Consider the following 26,677-nt stretch of genomic DNA (forward strand, 5'->3'; position numbering starts at 1 on the left):
AACGCATGACGTGATGGCGCGGAGGCATCAGCGCCGATAGGCTCAGCCCCAATGCAAGCCGGAGAGCAATCAGGAATGGAAAGGATCAACGAAAGGATTGAACTGCTGACGACCCTGCACAAGGACGCGGCGAACAAGCTCGACTATTTCATCCTTGGTGCAACGCTAGCGATCTGTGCCTACCTCGCCCAAACAAATCCGTATGGCCGAATCGGTATCAACACGGAAACGTTTCTGTTGGGCTCACTTTTTATCTTTGCCGCTAGTGCTATTTGCGGATTCAAACGCATCGAATCAACTGTCACATCACTAGGGCTCAACATTTTTGCGCTCCAGCATGAAGATCCGGCTACCCGGCGATACTTCATCAGTCTGCTGAAAGAGCGTAAGGCGACCTCTCGTTACTATGTCGCACGCAATTACTTACTGATGCTGGGATTACTCGCCTACCTAATCACGAAAGTGTGGGCTGCCTACCAGAACAACGGATGGATACCGGTGCACTAAATTCATCGGGAGCGGGGGGTGAACCACTATTATGAATCGGAACGATAATAAGTGAACTTAAAAATCTTGATCAGTCTCGCCGTTTCCTTCAGGCTTTGGCTGTTCCACAGCGAACTACTGACTGTGGAAAAAAACTATGTAAGAGCTGTGCAATGTCGTCATGATGCGTAATATTGCAGGAGCGTTATGTGTCGGAGAGAAGTCATGTCTAAGAATAATGCCGAAAGAAATGCGAAAACTCAGGTGGTCATAGAGTTTCTCGACCTGCTTAATAGGGACATCAAGAACAATCCTAAGAGTCTTCAGCCTATCTCTCGTAACCTATTGCGGCGAATTCAAACTGTTCGCAATCAGGCTGACGCCAATCGTTGTCGCGAGCGCTAGAAAGACTAAGGGTGACTGAAAGGTACAATTCATATCGAAACAGGTCTTCGAAGCGGCGAGCCCGAATGTTTGCTTAGAGCTAGATGGTGTCAGTCATCTAGCTCAGGAAAAGTGATTTTTCCTACAATCCAAGGTTCCACAATGTCGCTATGAATCGTACGTAAAAACGATCCCCACTCTTTACGGTTGTGAGCGTCTGGTCCAATGATCGTCAGCAGTAGGTACGCATCTTTGAAGTCATCATAGGCATAAATAAGCCAGAAGTCGTTGTCAGGGTCTTCCGTTAAGGCTGTGCGATAGTACTGGCGGTCGATTTGGGCCCAGCGAGCTTGTGTTTCTGCAGTGCTCGCCAAATGGATGTGACACATATCACTCAGATCGAGCTGTTCATCTCTGCCAAAGATAGCCGGAAGCTCGCCGCACACTTTGTAATTGTAAAAGTGTGCGGCAAAATTTCTCCAATTTTGTGTTTCTTCAAAAAGTGCGGAAATTTTAACGTCTGGCATCCACGCCTACTTTGTAATAGGAAGCTTGCCAGTGATTACAAATTTATCGAACACTTTCTGACCATCACGTGCAGCTTGTCGAACGTCAAGAAATGTCAGCTCTTCGTGAGTGACTTTTCTGCGCGTTTTCTCGACTTTTTTTGTGGTAGCCATCGGAGCCTCCGAGGTGTGTGTATTCATGCCGATCAGCTTATGTGATTAATCGAGTCCGGGCAAACCGGCGGTTTGGGTGTCATAGAACCATGCTCGTTTCGATGAAATGGGCCCCATGGGAGGCCCTTTAAGCTAGGCCGGCTCTGCGTCCAAGCGTCGGGCGATGACATCAAGTACGTCACAACCATCCCTCAAGGAGATGCAGCATAGCTGCGCAAAGTCCTGAAGGACCACTGAGTCACTCGGAATGTCCCCTCGCATGGCGAGGTTCTCTAAAAGCTGGGTGACTGCGCGGATTCTATAGCCCGCCGTGTCAAGCAGGATGTGCAAAGGCGCAGAGGTATCGACGAAAAGGGGCTGATCGTCGGCATTACTGGTGAGAGCCATGTATCTATTCATTTTTAAATTCCATTTGATTGAAGACCTTCTTAATCGTCGCCAAACGAATAAGGTGGTAGCTGTACGCGGGTTGGCGAACCGGGACAAATGGAAAAAACCGGCAGATCCGAAGATCTCCCACGCACAGCTACCGAAAAGCAGCATATTGCGCACGGAAGCGTTCCGCAATCCGCGAGAGGTTCCTGCATATTTGTCATGGGTCGCCAAACCCAAGCCGCTCTGATGAACGACGCGCTTGAACTATAGATCCCTTCCGTAGAAATCATCAATCAGATGATGAGTCAGAAAGTTCTCTAAATTATGTGGGCGGAAAATGTAGGAAATATTCCCCGCTGCAATTGCCTCCCCGCTTTTTTTTACCCCCTCCGCATCCTGAATAACCACAGCCCTTCACACCAAAACCTTTGTGACAATCAGACTAATGGGCTATAGCTCAAGGCATGGCTGCCGATAGGCAGGTATTCCCCCCGTGTAAGGAGTGACACCATGCTGCGGTTCTTCGCCGACTTGGGCTTTCGCTGGAAAATCACTCTCCCGATAGTGTTCCTGGCTGTGTTGCTGGTCCTGATGGGGGGCGCGGGGATGCGCGGCATCAGTCAGGTGACCGAATCCAGTACGCAGTTGACCAAACGTTATCTGCCGGCCATCAGCCTGTTGCTCAATGCCGACCGCGACCTCTACCAGGCATTCGTGGCCGAGCGCAGCCTGCTGGACGGTCATGCAAACGAGCATTTGAAAGCGCTGAGCGCCAGCCATGGCGAAAATGCGAAGCAGGCTTACGACCGTGTGCAGAAATATGCCGCGATGCAGCCCGGTGCCGAGGCGCAGGCGTTGGTCAGTCAGTTCAATGACAGCTTCGGCAAATGGATGCAGGTTTCACGGCGGGTCCTCGAGCTGTCGGTAGGCGATCCGCAGGGTGCCAGTGCGCTGAGCTTCGGTGACAGTGAGCGCCTGTTTGAAGCCACGCGGGATGCCATCGACAAGCTGGGTGAGCTGGAAGATGCGGCGTCCCATCGCGAAGGCGATGCTGCGATTGAAAACGGTGAGGCAGTCGGAGTGCATCAGGGTGTGATTCTGTTGATCGGCCTGCTTGGTTGCGTCCTTGTGCTGGTTGCCCTGCCGCTGGTGGTGTTGAGCCCCATGCGTCGCTTGCTGCACCGCGTCGAGCAGATTGCCGAGGGCGGTGGCGATCTGAAAGGGCGTCTCGAAGTACGCTCGGCCGATGAGCTGGGACAACTCGGCAGTGCCTTCAACCGTTTTCTCGACAAGTTGCAACCGTTGATCGCCGAGGTTGGGCGGGTGACCGGAGAGGTAGACTCCGCAGCGCGGGCCATGGCCGACATGGCCTCGACGAATGACCGATTGATCAGCAGCGAGCACGCGGCGCTCGATCAGGTCAGTACCGCCGCCACCCAGATGAGCGCTGCGGTGCATGAAGTGGCGCATAACGCGGCGAGCGCCTCGGGCGCCGCGCAGGAGGCGAGCAGCCAGTCTCGTGACGGCGCTCAGGTGGTCAGCAGTACCATCGAGTCGATCCGCCAGTTGGCCCAGGAAGTGGAGACCGCTTCGGGCACTATCGAGGCATTGGCCCAGGAAACGTCCAGTATCGGCGCCGTGCTCGAAGTGATCCGTGGCATCGCCGAACAAACCAACCTGTTGGCGCTGAACGCTGCCATCGAAGCGGCGCGGGCCGGTGAGCAGGGCCGTGGTTTTGCCGTGGTGGCCGATGAAGTGAGGGCGCTTGCGGCCCGCACCCAGGACTCGACCAAAGACATTCAGGTTCGCATCGAGCGCTTGCAGAGCGGTGTCGCCAAGGCTGTGCAAGCCATGCATGTGGGCAGCAGCAAGGCCCGGGACAGTGTCGAACGTGCAGCGGGTGTCGACCAGGTGCTCAGCGGTACCGGCGGTTCGATCCAGCGGATCAACGACATGGCCGCGCAGATCGCCAGTGCTTGCGAGGAGCAGAGCAGCGTCACCGAGGAGATTGCCCGCAACATCTCCGATATCCGCGACTTGTCCAACGAAGCGGCTGCCAATTCCGCCCAGAGCATGCATGCCAGCCGACAGCTGTCCTCTCTGTCGCAAAACCTGGCTGGGCTGGTCGGCCGCTTCCGCACCTGAGGCCGGCGCGCTGTGGCCATCAGCGATAGTCTCCGAGCGTTGCATCAGGACGGTTTCGTCCTGATGCCAGCCGTACTAAATGCCGCGCAGATTGCCAACCTGCGCCATGCCATCGACCAGTTGAAGCCTCAGCACTGGGACTACAGCGGCGTCATCGATCACTACAAATGTGTGTTTAATCGCGACCCGTTCTGGCTGCCGTTCCTGGAGGTGGCCGGCGTGATCGAACTGGCCGAGGCGGCCCTGGGCGATGACTGTCATGTTATCGGCCAGACGGCCTGGCGCTGCCATCCGGGTTTCAAGGGGGCGCCGTTGCACCTGGATTACCTGGCGATGAAATTGCCGCCCACGCTGTTGGCCGACCCGGCCTTCGAGCTGCCAATGCAGGTGTTCACCGCGCAGTTTTACCTGGATGACATCGACGCCGACTTGAGCCCGACCCAGGTGATTCCTGGCAGCCACAAGGCTGGTCGGGCGCCGGTGGCGGGTGAAACGCAATGGCAGGGGCGCTCCGCGCAGCCCGTGTTGTGCCGGGCGGGCGATGTCTTGATATTGCGCAGCGAACTGTGGCACGCCGGCAGCGACAACCGCACCGCCGACCGCACCCGCTACATGCTTCAGGTGCACTACGGTCGGCGGATGGTCGCACAGAAGTTTTCACCCTATCTGCACTGGCAGTTCAACCCTGAGGTGCTGGCCGCGGCGACACCTCGCCAGCGGCGGCTACTGGGTGATCACCAGGAAGCTGAATACGATTGAGGCGGGCTCAGTCAGATCCACACATCATTGACCGCCGTTCGCTCATTGGTTTCTTCGCCGGTATTGATGACGCCGCGAGGTTCGATCAACAGCAGTTTCACTTCCTGCGCGGCGCTGGGCTTGTGCTCGACGCCTTTTTTGACCACGTACATCTCGCCTGGGCCAAGGGTCACCGCGCCATCGCGAAAGTCGATACGCAGCTCGCCTTCCAGCACGATGAAGGTTTCATCGGTGTCGGCGTGGGTGTGCCAGACGAAATCCCCTTCGAGCCGGGCGAGCTTGAATTGGTAGTCGTTCATTTCGGCCACGACTTTTGGCGTCCACTGTTCCTGGAACAGGGTGTATTTCTGGGCGAAATTGATGGGGGAATAACGGGTCATCGAGGCATGCTCCTGGGTGGGTGGTGCGTCCTACTTTATTGTTCGAGCCAACGTGCGTATTGGATGATCGTGCAGCTTTTTGCAGCGCGCAGTCGATGCCTTAGCGCAGCATGTTCAGCCAGCGTGCCGGTGAAACGCCAAAGGCCTGGGTATGCAGCCGGGTCATGTGGCTTTGATCGAAAAAACCACAGGCCAGGGCCACTTCGCTCAATGGCGTGCCGTGGAATGCCAGCCGCCGGGCTTCATGCAAGCGACGCTGGGTGATGTAGCGATAGGGGCTGGTGCCGTACAGCGCCCGGAAATCCCGGGACAGGCTCCATCGATCCCTGCCGCTTGCCTGCACCAGGTCGTCCAGGGTGATGACCTGGTCGAGGGCATCGTGAATGAACAGGCGGGCACGCTCTGCTGCCGGGTAGTCGATCAATCGCCGTCCACGCCGATTGCCCGCCGCAAGGTCGAGCGCCTGGGCCACGTCGTAGATGGCGTCCTCTTCCTCCAGCGGGTCGAGGGGGTGATCCAGGCTGTTCAACAATCGGCGGGTCGCGATGTTGAGATGAAGGTCGTTGGACAATCCACCTTCGATGAAAGGCAATGGCTTGCCTCCCAGTACGTGCTGGATCATCGACGGTTCTATGTAGAACATCCGGTAGCGAAAGCCCTCGCGCGTCCCGGCTTCGCCATCGTGTACCTCGTCCGGGTGCAGGACGATGGTGCCGCCGGGCTGGCTGTGGCGTTTGCTGTGGCGATAGTTGAAGCTCTGCACGCCCGAAAGCGTGATGCCAATGGCGTACGTGTCATGGCGATGTGGGCTGTAGCCATGGCCACTGAAATAAGCCTCGATGCGTTCCATTTTCCTCGATTCGGGTGCTCGCACCAGCCAGTCGCGGTTGTGGATGGATCGAGTCATTGCGCCGGGCCTCCTGCTTTTGTCCCGTATACCCTACCTAACGCAGTTCTCTCAAGAAAAACGATGAACCTTGTGGCGAGGGAGCTTGCTCCCGCTTGACCGGGCTGGCGCTCCAGTGCGAAGCGCTCACAAAAAAGGGCTGCTTCGCAGCCCAGCGGGAGCAAGCTCCCTCGCCACAATGATTCAAACAAGCCAGTGAGTTGAGCCCAGGCCAATCTCTTTCAGCGCCGTTCAGATCTCTTTTACCGGCGTCTCACCCTGGACATTCTTGATCAGCCCGATCACATGAAGACAGTCACTCTTGTTCACATAGGATTCGCCACTGGCGATCGTTTCGTGGTTGCCGGCCCTCAAGCGCCAGCGCCATTGGCCTTTTCCGGTGCTCGGGGTGCCTCGGGTCTGTCGATAGATTTCAAAATACATCGGTTCGCTCCCTGCGATTGATTCAGTCAAGACATGCGTTGGACATGTGGCTGCAAGCCTAGCCAAGTGGGTGGTTTTGGCTACGGGAAAATCGTTTCCATTGGTTATCGAATATTGCCGGATCGGGCATTTGACCATTTCCATGGGGAAAGTCATGTTGCGAACATGTGGTCGGCTGGAAGTTCGGGCTGGATCCTTGCGTTGCCCTGCCTGGTCCTGCTTAATACGTTTCGACGCCTAGGGCCGGAAGCCCGAAGGGACTGAAAACACTATAAGAAAAAGAGCCATCAAGTGACTGAATATCCAGGAGTGGATCTACAAGGTCGTCTAACGCTTTCGCTTGTCATCCCGGTCTTCAACGAAGCCCAGTCCATCGATTTGTTCATGGCCCGGATCGACCAGGTCTTTGCCGATGAATCACTGGTAAGCCTGGAGCTGGTGTTCGTCAACGACGGCAGTGGCGACGATACGTTGGTGTTGCTGCTGGACAGGCAGAAGGCCGACCCGCGCATCCGGATCGTCGACCTGAGTCGCAATTTCGGCAAGGAGGCGGCCTTGAGTGCCGGCCTGCAAGCCGCCCGTGGCCAGGCGGTGGTGCCGATCGATGTCGATCTGCAGGATCCTCCCGAAGTGATCCTGGAAATGATCGCCCATTGGCGCAACGGCGCCGAAGTGGTGTTGGGCCATCGGATCAATCGCGACTCCGATTCCTGGGCCAAACAGGTGTCCGCCAACGGCTTCTACCGACTGCACAACAAAATCGCCGACCACAAGCTGCCGGAAAATGTCGGCGATTTTCGCTTGATGGATCGCTGCGTGGTCGATGCCTTGCTAACCCTGCCGGAATCGCGTCGCTTCATGAAAGGGTTGTTTGCCTGGGTGGGTTTCCGGACCACCTACGTGGACTACGTCAGGCCTGAGCGCAGCGCCGGAGAAAGCAAGTTCAATGGCTGGCGCTTGTGGAATTTTGCCCTCGAAGGCATCACCAGCTTCAGCACCGAACCGCTGCGTATCTGGACGTACCTGGGGCTTTGCGTCTCGCTGGTGTCCTTTGCGTTCGCCATTTTCATCGTGTTGCGGACCCTGATTTCCGGGGTCGACCTGCCGGGCTATGCCTCGCTGATGGTCGCGGTCACCTTCCTGGGCGGGTTGCAATTGATCGGCATCGGCGTGTTGGGTGAATACCTGGGCCGCACCTATATCGAATCCAAGCGTCGACCGGTTTTCCTGGTGCGGCGCATCTATGACGCCAAGGACTGACCATGGACCTCAAGGAAACCGACATCCTCGGTCCCGATATCGAGCAGCACTGGTACTACCGGTCGAAAGCCCGGGCCATGCTCCACATGCTCAAGGGCACCTCCGCCAGTACGCTGCTGGACGTGGGCGCCGGGTCGGGCTTTTTTTCCCATCACTTGTTGACCCATACCGCAACCGCCCAGGCCTGGTGCGTGGACATCAGCTACCCGGCCGACTCCGACGCGAGCACCGCCGGTAAACCGGTCCGCTACCGACGCGCCATCGACACGCTGGACGCCGACCTGGTGTTGCTGATGGATGTGCTGGAGCACGTGGACGATGACGTGGGCCTGCTCAAGGCCTATGTCGACAAGGTGCCGTCCGGCAGCCGTTTCCTGATCACCGTGCCGGCGTTCCAGTTCCTCTGGAGCGGGCATGACGATTTTCTCGAGCACAAGCGCCGCTATACCCTCAAACAGTTGGAGAGCGTCGTGGCGCAGGCGGGTTTGCAGGTGCAGCAAGGTGCGTACTACTTCGGCCTGGTCTTTCCCATCGCCGCCGGCCTGCGCCTGTTACAGCGCAACGCCACCGGGGCGCCGGCCAAGTCGCAGCTGGCGCGGCATCATCCGCTGGTCAATGGCGTATTGAGGGCATTGTGCAGCCTGGAGCGTCCATTCATGGGGGCCAATCGCATTGCCGGCCTGACGGTGTTCTGCCTGGCGCAGAAGCCGTGACCTGGACGCACTCGCCCTTGCTGCGACGTGCCTTGCGTTTTGCCATGACCGGCCTGCTCGTCACTGGCGTCCACGTGGTGGCGGCCGTGTTGTTTGTGCACCTGGTTCTGGCCAACCCGCCATTGGCCAATGGTTTCGCCTTTGTCGTGGCGACCGTGGTGTCGTACCTGATCAACACCCTCTGGAGTTTTTCCAGCCGCTTGCATGGCCGCACCCTCGGCCGTTTCGTGGTGGTCTCGATCGGCGGGTTGGGGCTGGCGATGCTGGTGGCCTGGGTGGCCCAGCGCGTCGGCCTGGGTTACCTCGCGGGTATCATGGCCGTGGCGCTGATCATCCCGGTGTACACCTTCATCCTGCATAATTTCTGGACGTATCGATGACCCTTCGTAGTCAGCGTTTCCCGGTTTCCTTGTTGCCCATATTGTTGGGCGCGCTGGCGTTCCTGTTGGTGATCGGTCCTCGGGTGCTGGATCCGACCAACATCGCCTGGCTGGGGGAGGGCGATGCGGCGACCCATTACATGGGCTGGGCATTTTTCCGCAGTTCACCCTGGACCTTTCCGTTGGGCATGAACCCTTCCTATGGTCTGGAGTTGGGCAACGGCATCATTTTTTCCGACTCCAATCCGTTGCTGGCGTTCTTGTTCAAACCCTTCAACGCCTGGCTTCCCGAGACGTTCCAGTATTTTGGCCTGTGGTTGCTGGCCTGTTTCGTCCTGCAGGCCTGGTTCGCCTGGAAACTCGTCGGACTGCTGACGCCGTCGCTGTGGATCAGGCTGTTGGGTACTGGGTTATTTGTGTTTTCGCCGCCGATGTTTCTGCGCATGGGCGGGCACTTGTCGCTGTCCGGGCATTTCCTGATCCTCGCAGCCCTGTACCTGGCGCTGCGGCCCGGCTTGCAAAAGCGGCGGCTGGCCTGGGGCGTGCTGTTGGCCGCCACCGCGCTGGTGCATGCGTACCTGTTGGCGATGGTGGCGTTGATCTGGCTGGCCGACCTTGCCAGCCAGGCCATGAAGGGGCGGTTGTCCCGGCGTGATGCCTTGATTGAGCTGGGCGGCTTGTTTGTGCTGGTGGCGTTCTGTTGTTGGCAGGCGGGTTATTTCAGCGTGGGTGGCGGGACCGTGGCGGGCGGTTTTGGGTTGTATCGCCTGAATGTGATGTCGCTGGTCAACCCTAGCGGCTGGTCCTACACCTTGCGCGATATGCCCCAGGGCCCCGGGGACTACGAAGGTTTCAATTACCTGGGATTGGGCGTCCTCATGCTGGCGATCTGCGCCGGCGTGGCTTTGCTGCAAGGCAACACCGGTTTGGTGAATGCCGTGCGCCACAGGCGCCTGTTGCTGTGGGCATTGATCGGGCTGACGTTGTTTTCGCTGACCAACCATCTCGGCATCGGCATGCAGAACGTGCATTACTGGCTGCCAAGACCCGTTGAGCTTGTGGCGAACGTCTTTCGCGCGGCCGGTCGGATGTTCTGGCCGGTGTTCTACGCCATCATATTTGCGGTGATTTTCCTGGTGATCCGCGGCAACAAACCCCGGACGGCGGCGTGTCTGCTGGCCATGACCCTGGTGGTGCAGGTCCTGGATACCCGCGCGGGATGGGCCGGCCTGCGCCAGAGCCGGATGACGCCGGCGGCCTCGAGTTGGCCTACGCCCCTGAATGATCCGTTCTGGGCCAGTGCCGCCGGTCATTATTCGAAAGTCCGCACGTTATTGCCGCAGAACCAGCCGGACAACTGGCTGCTGACCAGCCAATACGCCCTGACGCACGGCTTGGAAGCCGATGGCGTGTACTTGGGGCGCATGAGTGACCGGGCGATCGAGCGAGCCCAGCGACACGCCGAGCAGATGCTTGCCAGCGGCCAGTACGTCGCGGATTCGCTGTACATCCTCGACCCTGGCGCCGCGCTCCAGGCGGCGAAAACCGTCAATCGCCAGACCGACCTGTTGACCCGTATCGATGGCCTGGTGGTGCTGGCGCCGGGCTGGAAGACATGCGCCCAATGCCCACCGTTCGCCGATGAAACACTGGACATGCAGGTCAAGCTCGGTGAGCGCCAAGTGTTCAGCCGAGCCAACGCGATGTTGGCCAATGGCTGGGGACGGGTCGAGGATTGGGGCACTTGGTCGGAAGGGCCTGAGGCTGAGGTTGTTTTACGCATACCGCCAGAAGCGCGTGCCCTCTCGATCGAAGCCGCGGCGTTCGTGCAGCCCTCGCACACGCGCCAGCGGGTGGAGGTGTCGATCAACGGCGTTGCGGCGCTGGCGACGCAGTTCAACCGACTGCAGGACAACACGCTGGAACTGCCTCTGACGGCAGCCATTCGCGAAACGATGGGTGCGGATGGGCGAGTGCGGGTGCGGTTCCATTTGCCCGATGCCATCAGTCCCAAGGCGCTGGGGCTGGGGAGTGATGAGCGCGTCATGGCGTTGGGGTTGAAATCGCTGACTGTGAAGTAGTTTTCCACTTCACAATGGCTTACTCATTGTGGCGAGGGAGCTTGCTCCCGCTGGGCTGCGAAGCGGCCCCAATATTTTGCGGTTGCTGCGCAACCGAGCGGGAGCAAGCTCCCTCGCCACAAAAGCAGGCGACTGGACGTTTAGCGCATAGACGCACAGCCCCCAGCGTTCCTACACTGCACCCCATCAAGGGATCGAGGGGCAGTGGATGAACCGCAACGAATTGCGCAAGGCCGACATCAACCTGATGGTGGTGTTCGAAACGTTGATGCTTGAGCGCAACGTGACACGGGTGGCGGAAAAACTGTTCCTGGGCCAACCGACCATCAGCTCGGCCCTCAATCGTCTGCGCAAGATGTTCAACGATCCGCTGTTCATTCGCGTCGGCCACCGCATGGAGCCGACGGCCCGGGCCGAGGAAATCATCCAGCACCTCTCGCCGGCGCTCGATTCGCTGTCGGTGGCGTTGAGCCTGACCCACGATTTCGATCCCGCCAACAGCGCCATGACATTCCGCATCGGCCTGTCGGACGACGTCGAGTTCGGCCTGTTGCCGCCCCTGCTGAGCAGCCTGCGGCAAGAGGCGCCGCAAATCGTGTTTGTGGTCCAGCATGTCGATTACTGGCGCATCCCCGATTTGCTGGCATCGGGCGACATCACCGTGGGCATCAGCCAGACGCGCGGCCTGCCGGCCAACGCCAAGCGCAAGCTGTTGCGCCATATCCAACCCCGCGTGTTGCGCGCCGATGCGTCGGACACGCCGCTGACCCTGGACGAATACTGCTCGCGGCCTCATGTGCTGGTGTCCCATACCGCCAACGTCGCCGGGTTCGCTGACGAATGGCTGGCGGAGATCGGGCGCAAGCGCCAGGTCGTGTTGTCGGTGCCGCAATACAGCGCATTGCCGGCATTGCTGGCCGGTACTGACCTGATCGCCAGCCTGCCGGACTATACCGCCGCCGCCATGGCGGCCTCGGGGCAATTGTTCAACGAACCCTTTCCCTTCAAGACCCCGACCCTGGATTTATCCATGGTCTGGTTGAGTCATGTCGACAGTGACCCGGCCGAGCGCTGGTTGCGCTCGCGGTTGGAGGCCTTCATGGGCGAGCGCGGGCCCTTGGCACAACCTTGACACCGGCCTGCCGCGAAACAAAATCCTGCCCCAAAGAATAAAGTCGAGGTAAGGTTGTGACCGCTGAAACCACCTCGTCATATTTTTCGAATCGGAGTCGAACACATGCCTCACCTGCACATGGAGTACACCGCCAACCTGCCCGGGCTGAAGGCCGACGTCGCGTTGCTGCGGCTGAACAATGCGCTGGTGGCCTCCGGTCAATTTTCCGCCGAGCACGACATCAAGGGCCGGGCGGTGAAACTGGAGACGTTCCGGGTGGGTACAGGGATGGGCGAGCGGGGTTTCGTGCACGTGAAACTGGCCCTGCTCAGCGGCCGCTCGCCGGAAATCAAGAAACAATTGGCCGAAAGCCTGCTGGAGGTGATCAAAGGCCTGGAGCCATGGCCGGCCGAAGTCAGCGTGCAATTGTGCGTTGAGATCCTCGACATCGACCGCGAGCCCTATGCCAAGGCCTTGATCGGTCAATGACGCGCAGGCGTTGCGTGGGCGCAGGCCTTGATGATCTGTTCGCGTAGCCAGGCGTTGGCACTGTCCTGATCGAGGGCCGGGCTCCACTGCATGTCCAAGGTCAACCCCGGCAAGCCCTTGGGCGCTTCGTGGTGATTGAAGATCGCCTCATTGGCCAGCAGTTTCTGGATGCGCCGGGGCAGGGTCAGGATGAAGTCAGTGCCGGTGATCATCTTCAGCGCGGCACTGTAGCTGTTGGCGCGCGCGGCGACTTGCCGGTGATGGGCCTGCCGCGACAGCCAGCCGTCCACCCTGTTGCTCGCTGACGCCCAAGGCGTCGCAAACACGTGTCGGCGCTGTACGAAAGATTGAAGGCTCAGTTGTGGCTCAAGTGGCGTCGCCCGTTTGTCCATGACGCAGACCCAATCTTCCTCCAGCAACTGCCGGGATCTTACATCGGCATGGTCGCCGTGAACGTTCGGGCCGAAGCAGATCACCAAGTCCAGGCTGCCGTCGCGCAATTCCTCGGCGGGAATGTCGGCTTCAAGCTTGTGCACGTTCACCACCACCGGCAAATTGGCGTAATCGAAGCCTTGCAGCAGCTGCGGCAGGATCAGGTGTTCGAAATATTCTGGTGCGCAGATGTTGAAGGTGACGGCTTGCCGGGTCGGATCAAAGGTCGGCGGACCGGCATGGCAAAGGTTGATGCTTTGCAAAATGGCGCGCACATGGTTGTACATGCCCTCGGCCTTGCAGGTGGGGCGCATGCCGGTGCGGGTGTTGATAAACAGTTCGTCCTCGAAACAGGTTCGCAGTTTCTTGAGGCAATAACTGACGGTTGACTGGCTGACGCACAGGGCCTCGGACACACCGGTGACACTGCTTTGCTCGTACACGGCGCTAAACACCATGAGGTCCTGCATGTCGAGCTTTCTGAGGGCGTTACTGTTCAGCATCCGTTCTGTCTCTCACTCGCTTCCTTGCGCGGATCTTGCGCAAACCAGGCTGACGATCGTAACGGAACGATGGTGCCAAGAGAATGCCAGGCAGGCGCTTTCATGGTCGGGAACGGGACAGATAGTGTAGGGAACACGACGTGTCGATCAACGACCGACTCGTTTGCTTAAGTTTAGTTAGCGGTGATCCAAGCTTCATCAAATCCATGTTTAACCGCCCAAGGTGCCGTGGGACGCTTGCCCGATGTGTTTCCTGTGATGCGCTCATGGACGCTTGGCCCCAGGCAGTGCAATACCCTCCATCCGCCGCAGTCGATTCGGTCGGCAGATGCACGCCCGTCATGGCCCCCTCCCTTGGTGCGCTGCCCTCCGAGCTGGCTTTTTGGGCGCTCTGGCATTGTCGCCATGCGCGTCCTCCGGACACTCGTTTTTCCCGTTGAACCTCCACGGCGCTCGCTCAATGGCGAGCACAGACTGACGGCGCGTTGTCGCCCGTCCGACACGGAAATACGAGTTTTCTCATGAGCCTTGCCAAAATGTCTTTCGCACCCGTGCAACACGCCCAGGCGTTCCTTGCGCAAAACCCCGATATCGAGTTGTTCGAGTTGTTCATTCTCGATAACAACGGCGTGCCCCGTGGCAAGTTGTTGCATCGGGACGAGTTGCTGGCGGTCTATGAAAGTGGCCGGCCGCTGCCCAGTACGATTCTCGGGCTGACCCTCAATGGCGATGATGTGGAAAATTCCGGGCTGGTGTGGGAAGTCGGTGACATCGATTGCCGCGCCTATCCCCTCAGCGGCAGCTTGCAACGCATGCCGTGGCGGTTGATTCCCACGGCGGCGGTGCAGGTCAGTATGCATCCCCAGGAAGGCCTGCCAGCGACCATCGCCGATCCGCGTTATCTGCTCAGCCAGGTGATCGAAGCCTTGCAGGCCGACGGGTTTTATCCGGTGATGGCGGCGGAGCTGGAGTTTTATCTGCTGGACGCACAGCGCGACAGCCAAGGCCGGCCGCAACCGGCGCGGGACGCTGACGGTGGTCGGCCGCGCACCACCCAGGTCTATGGTTTGCGCGAACTGGAGCAGATCGAGCCGTTCCTCGCCGATCTGTACGCCGCGTGCAAGCTGCAAGGCATTCCGGCCCGGACCGCGATTTCCGAATACGCCCCGGGGCAAGTGGAAATCACCCTTGAACACCGCAGCGATGCCTTGCAAGCCATGGATGAAGCGGTGCGCTACAAACGACTGGTCAAGGGCGTGGCCCACAAGCACGGCATGCAGGCGTGTTTCATGGCCAAGCCGTTCGAGCACTTGGCGGGCTCCGGCCTGCACATGCATGTCAGCCTGGCCGACCGCGATGGCCACAACCTGTTTGCCAGTGAAGCCGGCGACGGTACGCCACTGTTGCGCCATGCCGTGGGCGGGATGCTCGATACTTTGCTCGATTCGTTGTTGATGTTTTGCCCGAACGCCAACTCCTACCGGCGCTTCCAAAGCAACAGCTACGCACCGCTGGCCGCCACCTGGGGCGTGGACAACCGCACCGTGAGCCTGAGGGTACCGGGCGGCCCGGCGTTCTCGCGGCACATCGAGCATCGTATTTGCGGCGCCGATGCCAACCCGTACCTGGCGGCTGCGGCGATATTGGCGGGCATCCATCACGGCTTGCGTGAACAGTGCGATCCCGGGAAACCTGTGGAAGGCAACGGCTACGCCCAGGCGACCGAGCTGCTGCCCACTGACTGGCTCACTACCCTGCGTGCCCTTGAAGCTTCGACTTGGGCGCGGGGAGCGTTTGGCGAGGCGTTCCTAGGTGTTTATCTGGCGGTCAAGCGCGCCGAATACCGGCAGTTCATGGGGGAAGTCGGGGAACAGGATTGGCGCTGGTATCTGAATCAGGCCTAGCAGCAGCTTAAATAATTATTTAACAGCAACTTTTTCACGAAAAATTGATGGTGGGCTGCCTAAAGTTTGTGCTGCCGTAGAAAACATTTTTTTCACATGTTTTCTGCGGCACTTCTTTTTCAAAGAGCAACTTCAGGAAGCCTTCAACCCTCATGCTGACTATTAAAGCCGTGCGCCCCGAGTGGGTGACGCTGGCCGCCAGTGCCTTTTTGTTAGTGGGCTTCAACCTCGTGCTCTGGCAACACTTGCTGGCGATCACGACGGCGGACGCTCGGGGCCTGCTGATGTGCGTGGCGTTTGGCCTGATGATTTTCTGTGCGTTCAACCTGGTGTTGACCCTCGTGGCCTTCCGTCCGCTGCTCAAGCCGGTGCTGATGCTGTTGTTCCTGATCAGCGCCGGCGTGGCGTATTTCATGGCCCAATACGGCGTCTTGATCGATGCCGGCATGTTGCGCAACTTCGCTGAAACCAATGCCACGGAAGTCCGTGATCTGTTGTCGTTGAAGTTGTTTGTCTATATCGGCTTATTGGGTGTCTTGCCGTGCTGGTTGTTGTTCAAGACCCCGATCAACTACCGTCGTTGGCCAAAGGAGTTATTAAGTAAGTTACTGGTCGGCGTGGCCTCGGCCGCGGTGATCGGCGTGGTTGCCCTGGTCAACTACCAAGGTTTGTCGTCACTGTTTCGCAACCACCACGAGTTGCGCTTGATGGTCGTACCGAGCAATTACATCGGTGCCTCGCTTGGGTATTTGCGCGAACAGGTCGCGTCGGCCAAGCAGCCGTTCATCACCTTGGGCGAGGACGCGAGTCGCAACCCGGCCTGGCAAACCCATGGCCGTAAATCCCTGACCGTCCTGGTGGTGGGCGAGAGCGCCCGGGCCGAGAACTTCGGCATCCTCGGTTATCACCGCGACACCACGCCGACATTGGACAAGGAGGCCGGCCTGATCGCCTTCACCGACGTGCATTCCTGCGGCACCGAGACCGCCGTGTCGGTGCCCTGCATGTTTTCCAACATGGGGCGCAAGAACTACGACGCCAGCAAGGCCAAGAATGAGGAGGGCTTGCTGGATGTGCTCAAGCGCGCCGGGCTGGAGGTGATCTGGCGGGACAATCAATCTGGCTGCAAGGGCACCTGCGACCGGGTCACGCTGCAGGATGTCAGCAACCTCAAGGACCCGGCGCTGTGCGCCAACAGTGAGTGCCGCGATGAGATCCTGCTCCAGGGGCTGCAGCATTTCATCGACACCCTCGACAAGGACACGGTACTGGTGCTGCACCAGATGGGCAGCCACGGGCCGGAATACTTCAAGCGCTACCCCAAGGAATACGAGCATTTCACGCCGGTGTGCGAAAGCAATGCGCTGAACAATTGCAGCCGCGAGAGCATCGTCAATGGCTACGACAATACGCTGGTGTACACCGATCATGTGCTGTCGACCCTGATCGATCTGCTGCGGGCCAACCAGGACAAGGTCGACACGGCCATGCTGTACCTGTCCGACCATGGCGAGTCCCTGGGCGAGTACAACCTGTTTCTCCATGGCACGCCCTACATGCTCGCCCCGGAACAACAGAAACACGTGGCAATGCTGGCCTGGTTCTCCGACAGCTACCAGAAGTCCTTTTCGGTCGACACCCATTGCCTGCAACTGAGTCGTGAAAAGCCCTTGAGCCAGGACAACCTGTTTCATTCGATGCTCGGGTTGCTGGAAGTCAACAGCCAGGTCTACAACCGCGACCTGGACTTGTTCGCCAATTGTCGCGGCGCGGTGATTGACGGTGTCCTGGCACGGGAGTGAACGCCTGGACCTTTTTTTCACGCGGGGTTGGTTAACCTGTCAGCCAGCCTTTTCCAAGAGCCGTTTGTATGTCCGGGTTACCCCCATCCACCATCGAGCTTGAGTTCGCCAGGCAGCATGACCAGGAGCATGCGCAGGTTTGCTGCCGACCGGCGCCTCGCCGCTTGCGCCTGGCGTTCTGGCGCGACGAACAAATGGTGCGCAATGCCCTGAAAGTGGCGGGCGAGCCGGGGTTGGTGCTGGACGTGGCCTGTGGGGCAGGGCGGTTCTGGCCGGTGCTGGCCGAGCATGCCAACCGGGTGATCTTGGCGGCGGACCCGTCGCCGGACATGCTCGAACACGCGCTCACCCACCATGGCGACACGTTGCTCCAGCGGGTCAAGACCTTCCCGAGTTCGGCATTCACCCTTGGGCTGTCGGCCAACGCAGTGGATTGTATTTTCTGTTTGCAACTGTTTCGCCACCTCCGCGCCAGCGAGCATCGCCTGGTGCTGTTGCGCGAGTTTCATCGGGTCAGTCGCGACACGGTGATCGTTTCGGTGAAAATCGAAGGGCGCCTCAAGAGGGGCCTGGTGCCGCAACGCAGCCTGGCCGACAAGGCCAATGTCGAAGCCGAGTTTCGCCAGGCGGGTTTCAGCGTGCTTTGGTACCAGGATTTCCTACCCGGTTTTGCGCTGACGCGTGTTTATGTATTGCGTAAGACCGGTTAATTCTTGATGTAGGACTATTCTTGCTTTTTCGCAGGCGATTTCTCTCAGACAGCTGCTCTATGGATGCTCGCAATCGCCAGCGGCGATATATACTGCGCGCCATTCTTCAAGGGAGAGCCGTGTGGCCATCGATATTCACTGGATTCGCGACAACGATAGCCTCGGTCAGTTTTGCGCCGAGTGGCAGCAGTTGCCATTCGTCGCCCTCGACACCGAATTCATGCGGGTCGACACCTTTTATCCCATTGCTGGCTTATTGCAGATTGGCGACGGCAAGCGTGCCTACCTGATCGACCCCTTGACCATCGACAACTGGCAGCCGTTGGCCGCTCTGCTGGAAAACCCGGCGGTGCTCAAGGTGCTGCACGCTTGCAGCGAAGACCTTGAAGTGCTGCTGCGCCTGACCGGTAGCCTGCCCGCGCCGCTGTTCGATACCCAATTGGCTGCCGCCTACCTGAACCTGGGTTTCTCCATGGGCTATTCGCGGCTGGTGCAGGAAGTGCTGGGCATCGAGCTGCCCAAGGGCGAGACCCGTTCCGATTGGTTGCAACGGCCCCTGTCCGAGACGCAAATCAGCTATGCGGCAGAGGATGCGGTGCATCTGGCGGAGGTTTTCGTAGAACTGCGCCCGAAGCTTTCCGACGAAAAATACCGCTGGGTCTTGGAGGATGGGGCCGAACTGGTGGCCAACCTGCGTCGCGAAGTCGACCCGTACGAGGTCTACCGCGAGGCGAAGCTGGCCTGGAAACTGTCCCGTGCCCAATTGGCCGTGCTGCGCGAGCTGTGCGCCTGGCGCGAACGTGAGGCGCGGGCCCGTGACCTGCCGCGCAACCGCATCATCCGCGAGCATTCGCTGTGGCCCCTGGCCCGCACCCAGCCGGATAACCTCGGCGCGCTGGCGAAAATCGAAGACATGCACCCGCGTACCGTGCGCCAGGACGGCCAGTTTCTGCTGGACCTGATCCAGCGCGCCGCCAGCATCCCGCCCGAGCAATGGCCGCCGGCCGTGGCCGAGCCGTTGCCCATCGAGGCCGCTGCCCTGGTCAAGCGCCTGCGGGCGCTGGGGCAGGCTGAAGCCGAGCGCCTGGGCATTGCCCCGGAGCTGATGCTGCGCAAGAAAACCCTCGAGGCGCTGATCAAGAGCGGCTTTCCCGAGGGCCCTTACCAATTGCCCGATTCGCTGCGTGGCTGGCGCCGCGAATTGATGGGCCAGGCGCTGCTCGACAGCCTGGCCACTGCCGGAGAACAGCCTTGAAACGTATCTGCTCCATCTACCGCAGCTCGAAGAAAAACGAGATGTACCTGTATGTGCTCAAGAGCGATGCCTTGGAGCGCGTGCCCGAGCCATTGATGGCCGCCTTCGGCAAGGCGATCCACGCCTTTGACCTGGTGCTGAGCCCCGAGCGTGAGCTGTCCCGGGAAGACATCAACAAAGTGCTGGAAAACCTCGACACCCAGGGCTATCACTTGCAGATGCCACCGGCCGAAGACGAGTACATCGAGCATTTGCCCGAAGAGTTGTTGCGCCGCAACGACCCGGTCTGATGGTATTGGAGGCGCCTGTCCTGGGCGCTTCTTGAAACACGGAATGATTTATTGACGACGATCGCAAGGATAGAGCGACACTCTGTCGGCGGTCGTCTGCACTGTTTTTGAAAGGTTTGATTCATGCGCGTTCTGATTGCCGAACACGATCACGCGGTGTATGCCCAGCTTCTGCGTCAGGCTGCACCCGATATTGAAGTGCTGACCAGCGGCGATTCCGCCGAACTGTCGCGACTGGCCACCGATTGCCCGGTCTGGCTCGGCCAGCCTGATCTGCTGGCCACCCTGTTGCGTCAAGGCCACCAGCCCCGTTGGCTGCAATCGACCTGGGCGGGCATCACGCCGCTGCTGGCCGATGGCTTGAGCCGCGATTACCGCCTGACCCGTGCCGTGGGCATTTTTGGCCAGGTGATGGCTGAGTATGTGCTGACCTACATGCTCGGCCATGAGCGCGAGGTGCTGGCCCGGTTGGTCAGCCAGGTCGAGCGCAAGTGGGACAACCGCCAGGGCCAAGGCCTGGCTGGACGCAAGGTGCTGATCGTCGGGACGGGGGACATCGGCCAGTGTGTGGCGCAGTTCCTGGTGCCGTTCGGCGTGCAGTTGTACGGCATCGCCAGCGAAGCCAGGGAAATGGCGCCGTTCATCGAGGTCGGGGCACTGAAGGATCTGCCGCGGCTGGTGGGCGAGGTGGATTACGTGATCAATTTGCTGCCCAACACGCCAGAGACCCATGACATCTACGACGCGGCGCTGTTCAAGCAATTCAAGCCGACCGGGTTGTTCATCAACGTTGGCCGCGGCGTAGCGGTTGTGGACGCGGACCTGGTGCAAGCCCTGAAGGAAGGGCACCTGGCCGGCGCGGTGATCGACGTCTGCCGCCAGGAGCCGCTGCCGCAGCGCCATCCGTTCTGGACCGCCTGGGGCCTGCTGCTGACCGGCCACAGTTCGGCACCGACTTCGCCACCGATGATGGCGCAGTTGTTCCTGGATAACCTGCGGGCCTATCAGGCGGGCGAAGCACTGCGTGGTGAAGTGGATTTCGCCCGAGGCTATTGAAGCCATCCTCGATCAAACTGTGGGAGCGGGCTTGCTCGCGAAAGGGCCGGCACATTCAACATTTATGCTGACTGAGACTCCGCTTTCGCGAGCAAGCCCGCTCCCACAGTGATTTTTCAGTGGCCACAAAAAATGCGTTCGCCACAGAACCCATTGTGGGAGCGAGCCTGCTCGCGATAGCTGTGTGTCAGTCGCCATCGAAGTGGCTGATCTGGCGCCATCGCGAGCAGGCTCGCTCCCACAGTGGTTATTTCAGTGAGCATAAAAGGGGTTACAGGGTGAAATCACCTTCTGCCACCAGTTCGCTCAGCGGCCGGCGTGGGCTTGGGACTTCGCGGGCCTGGAGGTATTCGGCCAGGGTCGATTTGTCCCCCAGCTTGCCAATCGCCACGGCGGCGTGCAGGGCGTAGCCTTGCGGGATCTTCAGTTCCTTGCGGGTCAGTTCCTGGTCGAAACCGGCCATGCCATGGGTGTGCCAGCCGCTGAGGCTGGCTTGCAGCGCCAGGTGGCCCCAGGCCGCGCCGGTGTCGAAGGTGTGGCTCTGCGCCGGGGTTTCCTCGGTGGCGCCGGGCACCGCGAAGGTGGTTTTCGAGACGATGATCACCAGCGCCGAGGCGTGTTGGGCCCAGCCGCGGTTGAACTCGTTGAGCAAGCCCAGGAAACGCTCCCAGTTCGGCGTGTCGCGCCGTGCGTACAGGAAACGCCAAGGCTGGGAGTTATAGGCCGAAGGGGCCCAGCGCGCGGCTTCGAAGAAGCTCAGCAAGGTTTCTTCGGCAATGCTTTCGCCGGTAAAGGCGCGGGGCGACCAGCGTTCGATGAACTGGGGGTGGATCGCGTAATCGGCAATACGGGAGTTGGCGCTCATGGGCTTACCTGGCTCGAGTGTGGAAAGACAATCAAGCAACCTACGTCCCGCCGCCCGGCCTGACAAGCCCCTGTATACCGACAGTCGCCAATGCTTGGCCTCAGGAGGTCCCGGCACTAGACTGTCGGCCTTTTCACCACCTGATGTTGATGCTCGAACCATGGCCGCCAAAGTCGAACCGTTCTGGATACGCAAAACCCTCGATCAGCTCGATCCCCAGGAATGGGAATCGCTGTGCGACGGCTGTGGCCTGTGCTGCCTGCAAAAGCTCGAAGACGAAGATGACAACAGCGTCTACTACACCCGCATCGCCTGCAAACTGCTGGACCTGAAAACCTGCCAGTGCACCGACTACCCCAACCGTCGTGAGTACGTGCCCGATTGCATCCAGCTCACGCCGGGCAAGGCCGATGAGTTCAAATGGCTGCCGCCGACCTGCGGTTATCGGCTGGTCAGCGAGGGCAAGGACTTGCCCTTGTGGCACCACCTGGTCTGTGGCGATCGCGATGCCGTGCACCATGAACGCATTTCCCAGTCCGGACGTATGCTGGCCGAAGGCAGCGTGCCGGAAGACGACTGGGAAGATCATCTGATTTTTCGCGCCGGCTGAACCGCCGGGCGGCGCGCCACCTGGGAGAACCCATGGCTGCAGGATTGAAACGGATACTGGCGGCCGGGTTGCTGGCGGTATGCGGGCCGCTGTGGGCGGCGCAGAAAGTCGACCTGGATTATCATGTGCACCTGTTGCCCCAGAGCGACCAGGCCGAAGTGCGCCTGACCCTGGCCCGGGGCTCGGCGGTGCGCAGCCTGGATTTCGACCTCGGCGACGGCAGTCGCTACAGCGATTTCAAGGCCGACGGCCAATGGCAGCTCACCCCTGGCAAAGAAGCCCGTGGTGTCTGGCGTCCGGCCGCGGACAAGGCGAGCCTGAGCTACCGCGTGCGCATCAGCCATGCCCGCAAGAACGCCACCTTCGAAACCCGCATGACCCCGACCTGGGCGTTGCTGCGCGGCGATGATCTGGTGCCGTCGGCCAAGCTCGATCAGCAGGACGGCATCGAACTGGTGGCACGTCTTGAGGTTGAATTGCCTGACGGCTGGAAAAGCATCGAGACCCCTTGGCCGCGCATCGGCAAGCAGCGCTTCCGCATCGACGACCCCGCGCGCCTGTTCGACCGTCCCACGGGCTGGATGCTCGCCGGCAAACTGGGCAGCCGCCGTACCCGCCTGGGTGAAACCGAAGTGACCGTGGCCTCGCCCCGGGGCCAGGGCATGCGCCGGATGGACGTGCTGACGCTGCTGACGTTCGTCTGGCCGCAGGTGCAAGCGCTGGTGCCGCGCCATCCGGCCAAGTTGCTGATTGTCGGCGCTGGCGATCCGTTGTGGCGTGGCGCCCAGGCCGGCCATGACTCGATTTACCTGCACAGCCGCCCGCCGCTGGTCAGCGAGCGGGGCAGCAGCCCGTTGTTGCGGGAGTTGGTGCAGGCACTGGCCCGGGTCAATGATCAGGACCGTAGCGATTGGATCAGCGAGGGGCTGACCGAATATTACGCGGTCGAACTGCTGCGCCGCGCCGGCGGCTTGAGCGATGAGCGCTACCAGACCCTGAACGACCGACTCGCCCACGACAGCAAGGGCGTCACCACTTTGCGCGGCGAGCAGATCAGCCCGGCGGCCGTGGCCAAGGCGGTATTGCTGTTGCAGGAACTGGACCGCGAGATTCGCCTGAAGACCCGTAACAAGCGTTCGCTGGATGATGTGTTGCAGGGGGCGATGCGCCTGGAAACCGTCGACACCGAGGCGTTTGTACAGCTCAGTGAAAGTGTTTTGGGTGGGGCTTCCACTGTGCTGGATACCCAGTTACTTCAGTGACATCGCCATCGCGAGCAACCCCCACAATTTTGCGCAATGGCCTGGAGGCTTGTGTGGCGAGGGAGCTTGCTCCCGCTGGGGCGCGCAGCGGCCCCAAAAAAGCGGTGAGCGCTTCGCACTCAAGCGGGAGCAAGCTCCCTCGCCACGAGACTGTGCGATTTTTAAACCTCTGTGAAAGGGAGCTTGCTCCGGGGCAATTCAGAGCCCAACCTTCGGCGAATTCAACGAATCATTCCCCGTCACCGTAGCCGTGCCAGTCGCCGCCTCGGCGTTGGCCTTCAGGCGACTCAGCTCTTCACCGGCCTGCTCGATGCGGGCACGGGCGTTGTCCAAGTTCTGGCGATTCTTTTCCAGCAGGCTCTTGGCCGAGCAATGCCCGGTGATGCCCCGCGCCAACGCCATGCCGCCGATCGCCAGTTGAGCCAGCCCGATCACCCCGCCACGGCGTAGACCCTTGCCCATCATCAGCACGCCGCCGGCCAACGAGCCAATGCGCTCCCAGCCGTGCACGTTTTGCGGCGGATGGGATTGGAAAGGGGTGCGCTCAATCGGCTCGAACGGATTGTTATCGCTCATGATCTGTCTCCAGTGTGGGGATTGGTATAAAGCTGACTGCCTGAGCGATTGCCTTGTTCAATCGAATATAGCACCGATCAGCGGAATTGCGGCCCCGAACGGGTGTTGTTGCCCTTGGCCATGCGGTCGTACAACACGACGTTGACGGTGGCGGCCAGGTTCATGCAGCCGTTGGTGGGGATATAGATCACGTCTTCGCACCAATCACGGATGTCCTTGTCCAGCGAGCCGTCTTCCGGGCCGAAGATGTACAGCGCCCGGTCCGGGTGGGTGTATTCGGGCAGTGAACGGGCACCTTCCACCAACTCGACGGCCACTGGCACACAGCCCAGGGGCAGGATTTTCTTCAGGTCATCGATACCGATCAGCGGGATGTCGTAGTGGACTTTCTTGGTGTCGGTGACGAAGTCGGCAGCGCGCTCATAGCGCTTGCCGGTGTAGAACACCGACGCCACGCCGTAGCAACCGGCGGCACGCATGACCGAACCGACGTTTTCCGGGGACTTGGGGTTGAACAGACCGATGCAGCTGTAGCGTTTGTTGGCCACGGGCAGGGTGCCTTTGGGGAAAAGGCGCGATTATACGGGGAATGGGGGAGGGTGGTCAGGTTCGAGATGTGTGGTGTTTGTTTGGTTGCCATCGCGAGCAAGCCCGCACACATTCGATTCGTGGGGGCTGGTGGTCCCTAGCCTGTTCACGAACCTGACCAATCGGTAACGTTCCCGCCAGCGTTGTGAAAGGCACCAGTCGTTATGGTTGCCTGACACATGACTGCCGGAGTTTCTCATGAAAACCCTTAATGCCTTGCTCGCTGTTTCGATCCTCTCCCTTTCCTCCCTGGCCTTGGCGGAAGGAGGAAGCGATCGCGTTTATGGGCAGATGATCCGTAACAATCAACAAGCCATGGCGCAATACGCCGCCGAAAACGGCAAAGCCGTCCCCGAAATCGTTCATTACAAATACGGCATGAAGCTCGATGTGAAAAAAGTGGTGAGCAGTACACCGGCCAATAAAGGTTGTGGCGTCGGGCCGTCGCGCATGACTTACGAAGACTCGAACGGCAAGCTCAATACCGTGGAATACAGGCTCCTGGGCGAGAACTGTCCGAATGGCAGCTGATTCCCGTCTCGTTTGTTTTCCTTTGGTTTTGAGACGGTAAGGCGCCCTGGTGGCGCCTGTTTTTATCGCAGGGATCAGGATGCTGGTGCGTGACGTTCTCTTGCCTCGGATTGAACGGGGTGACGCTACTCGTCTTTCTTCATCAACCCAGCCAACGCGGCGAACGGGTTGTGGGTCGCCTTGGCAATCTTCGGGGTGCTCAGGGAGCCGTCGCCGAAATATTGCTGGTCGGTGTAGCGCGAGTGTTCGTTGTCGTGGCAGTACAGGCACAGCAGTTCCCAGTTGGAACCATCCTGCGGGTTGTTGTCATGGTTGTGGTCGCGGTGGTGAACGGTCAGTTCGCTCAGGCGCTTGCCGGAAAACTCACGGGCGCAGCGGCCACAGACATGGGGGTACATTTTCAGGGCTTTGTCGCGGTAGCCCATCTCCCGGTCGCGCTGGGCATCGGCGAGGATGCGGTCCAGCTTGGCGGTGTTGGACGGTGGCGTTGACGAACTCATGGGTTCACCTTCGTAGAAAAGACTGATGACGGTTGGACAGAGTTTAGCTCAGCCCTTGAGCTTCTCGGCAATCCAGATGGTGTGGCGAGTGCCTTTGTTGCCATGGGCGAACACTTGCACCTCTTCGGCCTTGAAACCGGCCTTCTTCAGCTTGTCGGAAAACTGCCGGTCAGCGCTGGCCGACCATACCGCCAGCACGCCCTTGGGCCGCAGGGCCTTGGCGCAAGCGGCCAGGCCACCGGCCGAATACAGCCAACTGTTGGCTTTCTGGGTCAGGCCTTCCGGGCCGTTATCGACATCGAGCATGATCGCGTCGAACCCCTGGGGTTCGGCTTGCAGCACCTTGGCCACGTCTTCCATGCGGATCACCGTGCGCGGGTCCGCCAGCGGCCGCCCGGCCTTTTCACCCAGGGGGCCACGGTTCCACTCGACCACGCCGGGCACCAGCTCGGCCACCACCACTTCGGCGGTCTTGCCCAGGTGCTTGAGGGCCGAGGCGAGGGTGAAGCCCATGCCGAGGCCGCCGATCAGCACGCGCGAGCCAGGACGGCCGGCGACCTTGCGGCAAGGAATCTCGGCCAGGGCGTCTTCGGAACCGTGCATGCGGGTGTTCATCAACTGCCCGCCATCGCCGCCCTGGATCTTGATGACGAAGTCTTCGCCGTACTCGAACAGGCACAGGGCACCGCCGTTGTCAGGGATGGGCGTGGTGTCGAGCAGAACGAAACGTTTCATGGAAATCTCGTAGGAGGGCAGACCGGCGCGGTAACGACTAGCCTTAAAGCAGACAATAGCCACGGAGCCATTGATGAAGTGCATCATTCTAACGGCCATTGCCCTGGCGGCGCTCTCAATAAGTTGCGCCCAGGCTCAACAACCGACGATTCCGGTCAACCCGCCGAGCATCCCCGGATCGCCGGGCACTGCCACGCCCATGCCGTATCCGCCGGTCACGCCTAACGGCGTGCCCAAGGCCGGCCCGGGAAATGGTGGGCCGCCCTTGCTGCCGCCGATCGAAATGCCCAAGCCGCCCAAGGACCAGCCGATACCGGGCATGGAGCCGAAGCCGGTGAAGGCCAAGTCGCCGGGGGGGTAGATATGAAGCCAGTCACTTAACTTCATGCATGATGAGGTCCTGTGGGAGCGGGCTTGCTCGCGAAAGCGGTGTGTCAGGCGACAGAGATGCTGGCTGATCCGACGCCTTCGCGAGCAAGCCC

General features: G+C 60.1%; 31 protein-coding genes. 20 read left to right on the top strand and 11 right to left on the bottom strand.

The genetic code is table 11. The annotated features are described in order from the left end of the window. Positions 1-75 precede the first annotated feature (75 nt). Positions 76-507, top strand: coding sequence for a hypothetical protein (locus tag HU767_RS23280; RefSeq protein WP_186730566.1), 432 nt, complete (start codon positions 76-78; stop codon positions 505-507). A gap of 473 nt (positions 508-980) precedes the next feature. On the opposite strand, the gene HU767_RS23285 is transcribed toward HU767_RS23280, so the two are convergent. Together HU767_RS23285 and HU767_RS28940 are read right to left on the bottom strand one after the other, a co-directional pair. Further along, positions 981-1,397 (bottom strand): type II toxin-antitoxin system YafO family toxin, encoded by a 417-nt coding sequence (locus HU767_RS23285; protein WP_186730567.1) that lies wholly within the window; start codon positions 1,395-1,397, stop codon positions 981-983. A gap of 285 nt (positions 1,398-1,682) precedes the next feature. Next, the gene (locus HU767_RS28940) at positions 1,683-1,949 is read right to left on the bottom strand and encodes a hypothetical protein (protein ID WP_041475780.1); all 267 of its coding nucleotides are present in this window, start codon (positions 1,947-1,949) and stop codon (positions 1,683-1,685) included. Here HU767_RS28940 and HU767_RS23290 point away from each other — a divergent pair. The 3 genes from HU767_RS23290 to HU767_RS23300 all read left to right on the top strand — a co-directional run bounded on the left by HU767_RS23290 (position 1,936) and on the right by HU767_RS23300 (position 4,829). Further along, on the top strand, positions 1,936-2,172 hold the full coding sequence (locus tag HU767_RS23290) for a hypothetical protein (RefSeq protein ID WP_186730568.1): 237 nt from the start codon (positions 1,936-1,938) through the stop codon (positions 2,170-2,172). The two genes, HU767_RS28940 and HU767_RS23290, sit on opposite strands and share 14 nt — an antisense overlap. Positions 2,173-2,435: 263 nt before the next feature. Next, the gene (locus HU767_RS23295; protein ID WP_186704556.1) at positions 2,436-4,070 is read left to right on the top strand and encodes a methyl-accepting chemotaxis protein; all 1,635 of its coding nucleotides are present in this window, start codon (positions 2,436-2,438) and stop codon (positions 4,068-4,070) included. A gap of 12 nt (positions 4,071-4,082) precedes the next feature. Beyond that, complete coding sequence (locus tag HU767_RS23300; RefSeq protein WP_186730569.1) at positions 4,083-4,829, top strand: phytanoyl-CoA dioxygenase family protein; 747 nt, start codon at positions 4,083-4,085, stop codon at positions 4,827-4,829. 11 nt (positions 4,830-4,840) lie between these two features. Here HU767_RS23300 and HU767_RS23305 read toward each other — a convergent pair whose 3' ends face one another. The 3 genes from HU767_RS23305 to HU767_RS23315 form a co-directional block, all read right to left on the bottom strand. Beyond that, positions 4,841-5,209: a cupin domain-containing protein gene (locus HU767_RS23305; protein ID WP_186730570.1), complete on the bottom strand. Its 369-nt coding sequence runs from the start codon at positions 5,207-5,209 to the stop codon at positions 4,841-4,843. Positions 5,210-5,309: 100 nt separating this feature from the next. Beyond that, positions 5,310-6,116, bottom strand: a complete 807-nt coding sequence (locus HU767_RS23310; RefSeq protein ID WP_186730571.1) for an AraC family transcriptional regulator — start codon at positions 6,114-6,116, stop codon at positions 5,310-5,312. Positions 6,117-6,347: 231 nt separating this feature from the next. Beyond that, entirely contained in the window at positions 6,348-6,539 is a 192-nt protein-coding gene (locus HU767_RS23315; protein WP_014337049.1) for a DUF1508 domain-containing protein, read from the bottom strand. 291 nt (positions 6,540-6,830) lie between these two features. Between HU767_RS23315 and HU767_RS23320 the strand changes: the two genes are divergently transcribed. The 6 genes from HU767_RS23320 to HU767_RS23345 all read left to right on the top strand — a co-directional run bounded on the left by HU767_RS23320 (position 6,831) and on the right by HU767_RS23345 (position 12,576). After that, entirely contained in the window at positions 6,831-7,799 is a 969-nt protein-coding gene (locus HU767_RS23320; protein ID WP_186704560.1) for a glycosyltransferase family 2 protein, read from the top strand. 2 nt (positions 7,800-7,801) lie between these two features. Then, entirely contained in the window at positions 7,802-8,512 is a 711-nt protein-coding gene (locus HU767_RS23325; RefSeq protein WP_186730572.1) for a methyltransferase domain-containing protein, read from the top strand. Between the two features lie 44 nt (positions 8,513-8,556). Then, positions 8,557-8,892, top strand: coding sequence for a GtrA family protein (locus HU767_RS23330; protein WP_186730580.1), 336 nt, complete (start codon positions 8,557-8,559; stop codon positions 8,890-8,892). Then, entirely contained in the window at positions 8,889-10,973 is a 2,085-nt protein-coding gene (locus HU767_RS23335) for a DUF6311 domain-containing protein (RefSeq protein ID WP_186730573.1), read from the top strand. Before HU767_RS23330 ends, HU767_RS23335 begins: the two co-directional genes overlap by 4 nt. A gap of 208 nt (positions 10,974-11,181) precedes the next feature. Continuing rightward, entirely contained in the window at positions 11,182-12,105 is a 924-nt protein-coding gene (locus tag HU767_RS23340) for a LysR family transcriptional regulator (protein ID WP_186704563.1), read from the top strand. A 105-nt stretch (positions 12,106-12,210) separates the two neighbouring features. Continuing rightward, complete coding sequence (locus HU767_RS23345) at positions 12,211-12,576, top strand: 5-carboxymethyl-2-hydroxymuconate Delta-isomerase (RefSeq protein ID WP_186704564.1); 366 nt, start codon at positions 12,211-12,213, stop codon at positions 12,574-12,576. Here the strand turns inward: HU767_RS23345 and HU767_RS23350 are convergent. Further along, a complete protein-coding gene (locus HU767_RS23350) occupies positions 12,570-13,511 on the bottom strand; it encodes a LysR family transcriptional regulator (protein ID WP_186730574.1) in 942 nt (313 codons plus the stop codon). The two genes, HU767_RS23345 and HU767_RS23350, sit on opposite strands and share 7 nt — an antisense overlap. Positions 13,512-14,047: 536 nt before the next feature. On the opposite strand from HU767_RS23350, the gene HU767_RS23355 reads away from it, so the two are divergent. The 6 genes from HU767_RS23355 (at position 14,048) to HU767_RS23380 (ending at position 20,528) form a co-directional block, all read left to right on the top strand. Then, positions 14,048-15,415 carry a glutamine synthetase family protein gene (locus tag HU767_RS23355; RefSeq protein WP_186730581.1) on the top strand — a complete coding sequence of 456 codons (1,368 nt, stop codon included), beginning with the start codon at positions 14,048-14,050 and terminating at the stop codon, positions 15,413-15,415. 152 nt (positions 15,416-15,567) lie between these two features. Further along, positions 15,568-17,217: a phosphoethanolamine--lipid A transferase gene (locus HU767_RS23360; protein ID WP_186704566.1), complete on the top strand. Its 1,650-nt coding sequence runs from the start codon at positions 15,568-15,570 to the stop codon at positions 17,215-17,217. A gap of 68 nt (positions 17,218-17,285) precedes the next feature. Continuing rightward, complete coding sequence (locus HU767_RS23365) at positions 17,286-17,927, top strand: class I SAM-dependent methyltransferase (protein ID WP_186730575.1); 642 nt, start codon at positions 17,286-17,288, stop codon at positions 17,925-17,927. Between the two features lie 121 nt (positions 17,928-18,048). Further along, positions 18,049-19,182, top strand: a complete 1,134-nt coding sequence (rnd, locus tag HU767_RS23370; RefSeq protein WP_186704568.1) for a ribonuclease D — start codon at positions 18,049-18,051, stop codon at positions 19,180-19,182. Then, positions 19,179-19,472 (top strand): YcgL domain-containing protein, encoded by a 294-nt coding sequence (locus HU767_RS23375; RefSeq protein WP_186704569.1) that lies wholly within the window; start codon positions 19,179-19,181, stop codon positions 19,470-19,472. Before rnd ends, HU767_RS23375 begins: the two co-directional genes overlap by 4 nt. A 123-nt stretch (positions 19,473-19,595) precedes the next feature. Further along, positions 19,596-20,528: a D-2-hydroxyacid dehydrogenase gene (locus HU767_RS23380; RefSeq protein WP_186730576.1), complete on the top strand. Its 933-nt coding sequence runs from the start codon at positions 19,596-19,598 to the stop codon at positions 20,526-20,528. Positions 20,529-20,799: 271 nt separating this feature from the next. On the opposite strand, the gene HU767_RS23385 is transcribed toward HU767_RS23380, so the two are convergent. Then, entirely contained in the window at positions 20,800-21,393 is a 594-nt protein-coding gene (locus tag HU767_RS23385) for a nitroreductase family protein (RefSeq protein ID WP_186704571.1), read from the bottom strand. A 160-nt stretch (positions 21,394-21,553) separates the two neighbouring features. Here HU767_RS23385 and HU767_RS23390 point away from each other — a divergent pair, with 160 nt between their 5' ends. After that, positions 21,554-22,003 carry a YcgN family cysteine cluster protein gene (locus tag HU767_RS23390; RefSeq protein WP_186704572.1) on the top strand — a complete coding sequence of 150 codons (450 nt, stop codon included), beginning with the start codon at positions 21,554-21,556 and terminating at the stop codon, positions 22,001-22,003. A 32-nt stretch (positions 22,004-22,035) separates the two neighbouring features. Further along, positions 22,036-23,265 (top strand): hypothetical protein, encoded by a 1,230-nt coding sequence (locus tag HU767_RS23395; protein ID WP_186730577.1) that lies wholly within the window; start codon positions 22,036-22,038, stop codon positions 23,263-23,265. Positions 23,266-23,463: 198 nt separating this feature from the next. Here HU767_RS23395 and HU767_RS23400 read toward each other — a convergent pair whose 3' ends face one another. After that, positions 23,464-23,841 carry a DUF2892 domain-containing protein gene (locus HU767_RS23400; protein WP_186704574.1) on the bottom strand — a complete coding sequence of 126 codons (378 nt, stop codon included), beginning with the start codon at positions 23,839-23,841 and terminating at the stop codon, positions 23,464-23,466. Between the two features lie 77 nt (positions 23,842-23,918). Further along, complete coding sequence (locus HU767_RS23405) at positions 23,919-24,389, bottom strand: RNA methyltransferase (protein WP_186730578.1); 471 nt, start codon at positions 24,387-24,389, stop codon at positions 23,919-23,921. 238 nt (positions 24,390-24,627) lie between these two features. Between HU767_RS23405 and HU767_RS23410 the strand changes: the two genes are divergently transcribed. Beyond that, the gene (locus HU767_RS23410; RefSeq protein WP_186704575.1) at positions 24,628-24,960 is read left to right on the top strand and encodes a DUF2790 domain-containing protein; all 333 of its coding nucleotides are present in this window, start codon (positions 24,628-24,630) and stop codon (positions 24,958-24,960) included. A 125-nt stretch (positions 24,961-25,085) separates the two neighbouring features. On the opposite strand, the gene HU767_RS23415 is transcribed toward HU767_RS23410, so the two are convergent. Next, complete coding sequence (locus HU767_RS23415; protein WP_003184246.1) at positions 25,086-25,460, bottom strand: YajD family HNH nuclease; 375 nt, start codon at positions 25,458-25,460, stop codon at positions 25,086-25,088. A 48-nt stretch (positions 25,461-25,508) separates the two neighbouring features. Continuing rightward, positions 25,509-26,195, bottom strand: coding sequence for a hypothetical protein (locus tag HU767_RS23420; protein ID WP_018607541.1), 687 nt, complete (start codon positions 26,193-26,195; stop codon positions 25,509-25,511). A 73-nt stretch (positions 26,196-26,268) separates the two neighbouring features. Here HU767_RS23420 and HU767_RS28945 point away from each other — a divergent pair, with 73 nt between their 5' ends. After that, positions 26,269-26,556: a hypothetical protein gene (locus HU767_RS28945; protein ID WP_207965389.1), complete on the top strand. Its 288-nt coding sequence runs from the start codon at positions 26,269-26,271 to the stop codon at positions 26,554-26,556. Positions 26,557-26,677 lie beyond the last annotated feature (121 nt).

It is taken from the genome of Pseudomonas sp. SWRI179 (assembly GCF_014268705.1).
Lineage (GTDB): Bacteria > Pseudomonadota > Gammaproteobacteria > Pseudomonadales > Pseudomonadaceae > Aquipseudomonas > Aquipseudomonas zanjanensis.

Coding starts and splice junctions, on each gene's coding strand:
- HU767_RS23280 (WP_186730566.1), top strand. CDS start 76: ATGGAAAGGATCAACGAAAGGATTGAACTGCTGACGACCCTGCACAAG.
- HU767_RS23285 (WP_186730567.1), bottom strand. CDS start 1,397: ATGCCAGACGTTAAAATTTCCGCACTTTTTGAAGAAACACAAAATTGG.
- HU767_RS23290 (WP_186730568.1), top strand. CDS start 1,936: ATGTATCTATTCATTTTTAAATTCCATTTGATTGAAGACCTTCTTAAT.
- HU767_RS28940 (WP_041475780.1), bottom strand. CDS start 1,949: ATGAATAGATACATGGCTCTCACCAGTAATGCCGACGATCAGCCCCTT.
- HU767_RS23295 (WP_186704556.1), top strand. CDS start 2,436: ATGCTGCGGTTCTTCGCCGACTTGGGCTTTCGCTGGAAAATCACTCTC.
- HU767_RS23305 (WP_186730570.1), bottom strand. CDS start 5,209: ATGACCCGTTATTCCCCCATCAATTTCGCCCAGAAATACACCCTGTTC.
- HU767_RS23310 (WP_186730571.1), bottom strand. CDS start 6,116: ATGACTCGATCCATCCACAACCGCGACTGGCTGGTGCGAGCACCCGAA.
- HU767_RS23315 (WP_014337049.1), bottom strand. CDS start 6,539: ATGTATTTTGAAATCTATCGACAGACCCGAGGCACCCCGAGCACCGGA.
- HU767_RS23325 (WP_186730572.1), top strand. CDS start 7,802: ATGGACCTCAAGGAAACCGACATCCTCGGTCCCGATATCGAGCAGCAC.
- HU767_RS23330 (WP_186730580.1), top strand. CDS start 8,557: ATGACCGGCCTGCTCGTCACTGGCGTCCACGTGGTGGCGGCCGTGTTG.
- HU767_RS23335 (WP_186730573.1), top strand. CDS start 8,889: ATGACCCTTCGTAGTCAGCGTTTCCCGGTTTCCTTGTTGCCCATATTG.
- HU767_RS23340 (WP_186704563.1), top strand. CDS start 11,182: ATGAACCGCAACGAATTGCGCAAGGCCGACATCAACCTGATGGTGGTG.
- HU767_RS23345 (WP_186704564.1), top strand. CDS start 12,211: ATGCCTCACCTGCACATGGAGTACACCGCCAACCTGCCCGGGCTGAAG.
- HU767_RS23350 (WP_186730574.1), bottom strand. CDS start 13,511: ATGCTGAACAGTAACGCCCTCAGAAAGCTCGACATGCAGGACCTCATG.
- HU767_RS23355 (WP_186730581.1), top strand. CDS start 14,048: ATGTCTTTCGCACCCGTGCAACACGCCCAGGCGTTCCTTGCGCAAAAC.
- HU767_RS23360 (WP_186704566.1), top strand. CDS start 15,568: ATGCTGACTATTAAAGCCGTGCGCCCCGAGTGGGTGACGCTGGCCGCC.
- HU767_RS23365 (WP_186730575.1), top strand. CDS start 17,286: ATGTCCGGGTTACCCCCATCCACCATCGAGCTTGAGTTCGCCAGGCAG.
- HU767_RS23380 (WP_186730576.1), top strand. CDS start 19,596: ATGCGCGTTCTGATTGCCGAACACGATCACGCGGTGTATGCCCAGCTT.
- HU767_RS23385 (WP_186704571.1), bottom strand. CDS start 21,393: ATGAGCGCCAACTCCCGTATTGCCGATTACGCGATCCACCCCCAGTTC.
- HU767_RS23390 (WP_186704572.1), top strand. CDS start 21,554: ATGGCCGCCAAAGTCGAACCGTTCTGGATACGCAAAACCCTCGATCAG.
- HU767_RS23395 (WP_186730577.1), top strand. CDS start 22,036: ATGGCTGCAGGATTGAAACGGATACTGGCGGCCGGGTTGCTGGCGGTA.
- HU767_RS23400 (WP_186704574.1), bottom strand. CDS start 23,841: ATGAGCGATAACAATCCGTTCGAGCCGATTGAGCGCACCCCTTTCCAA.
- HU767_RS23410 (WP_186704575.1), top strand. CDS start 24,628: ATGAAAACCCTTAATGCCTTGCTCGCTGTTTCGATCCTCTCCCTTTCC.
- HU767_RS23415 (WP_003184246.1), bottom strand. CDS start 25,460: ATGAGTTCGTCAACGCCACCGTCCAACACCGCCAAGCTGGACCGCATC.
- HU767_RS23420 (WP_018607541.1), bottom strand. CDS start 26,195: ATGAAACGTTTCGTTCTGCTCGACACCACGCCCATCCCTGACAACGGC.
- HU767_RS28945 (WP_207965389.1), top strand. CDS start 26,269: ATGAAGTGCATCATTCTAACGGCCATTGCCCTGGCGGCGCTCTCAATA.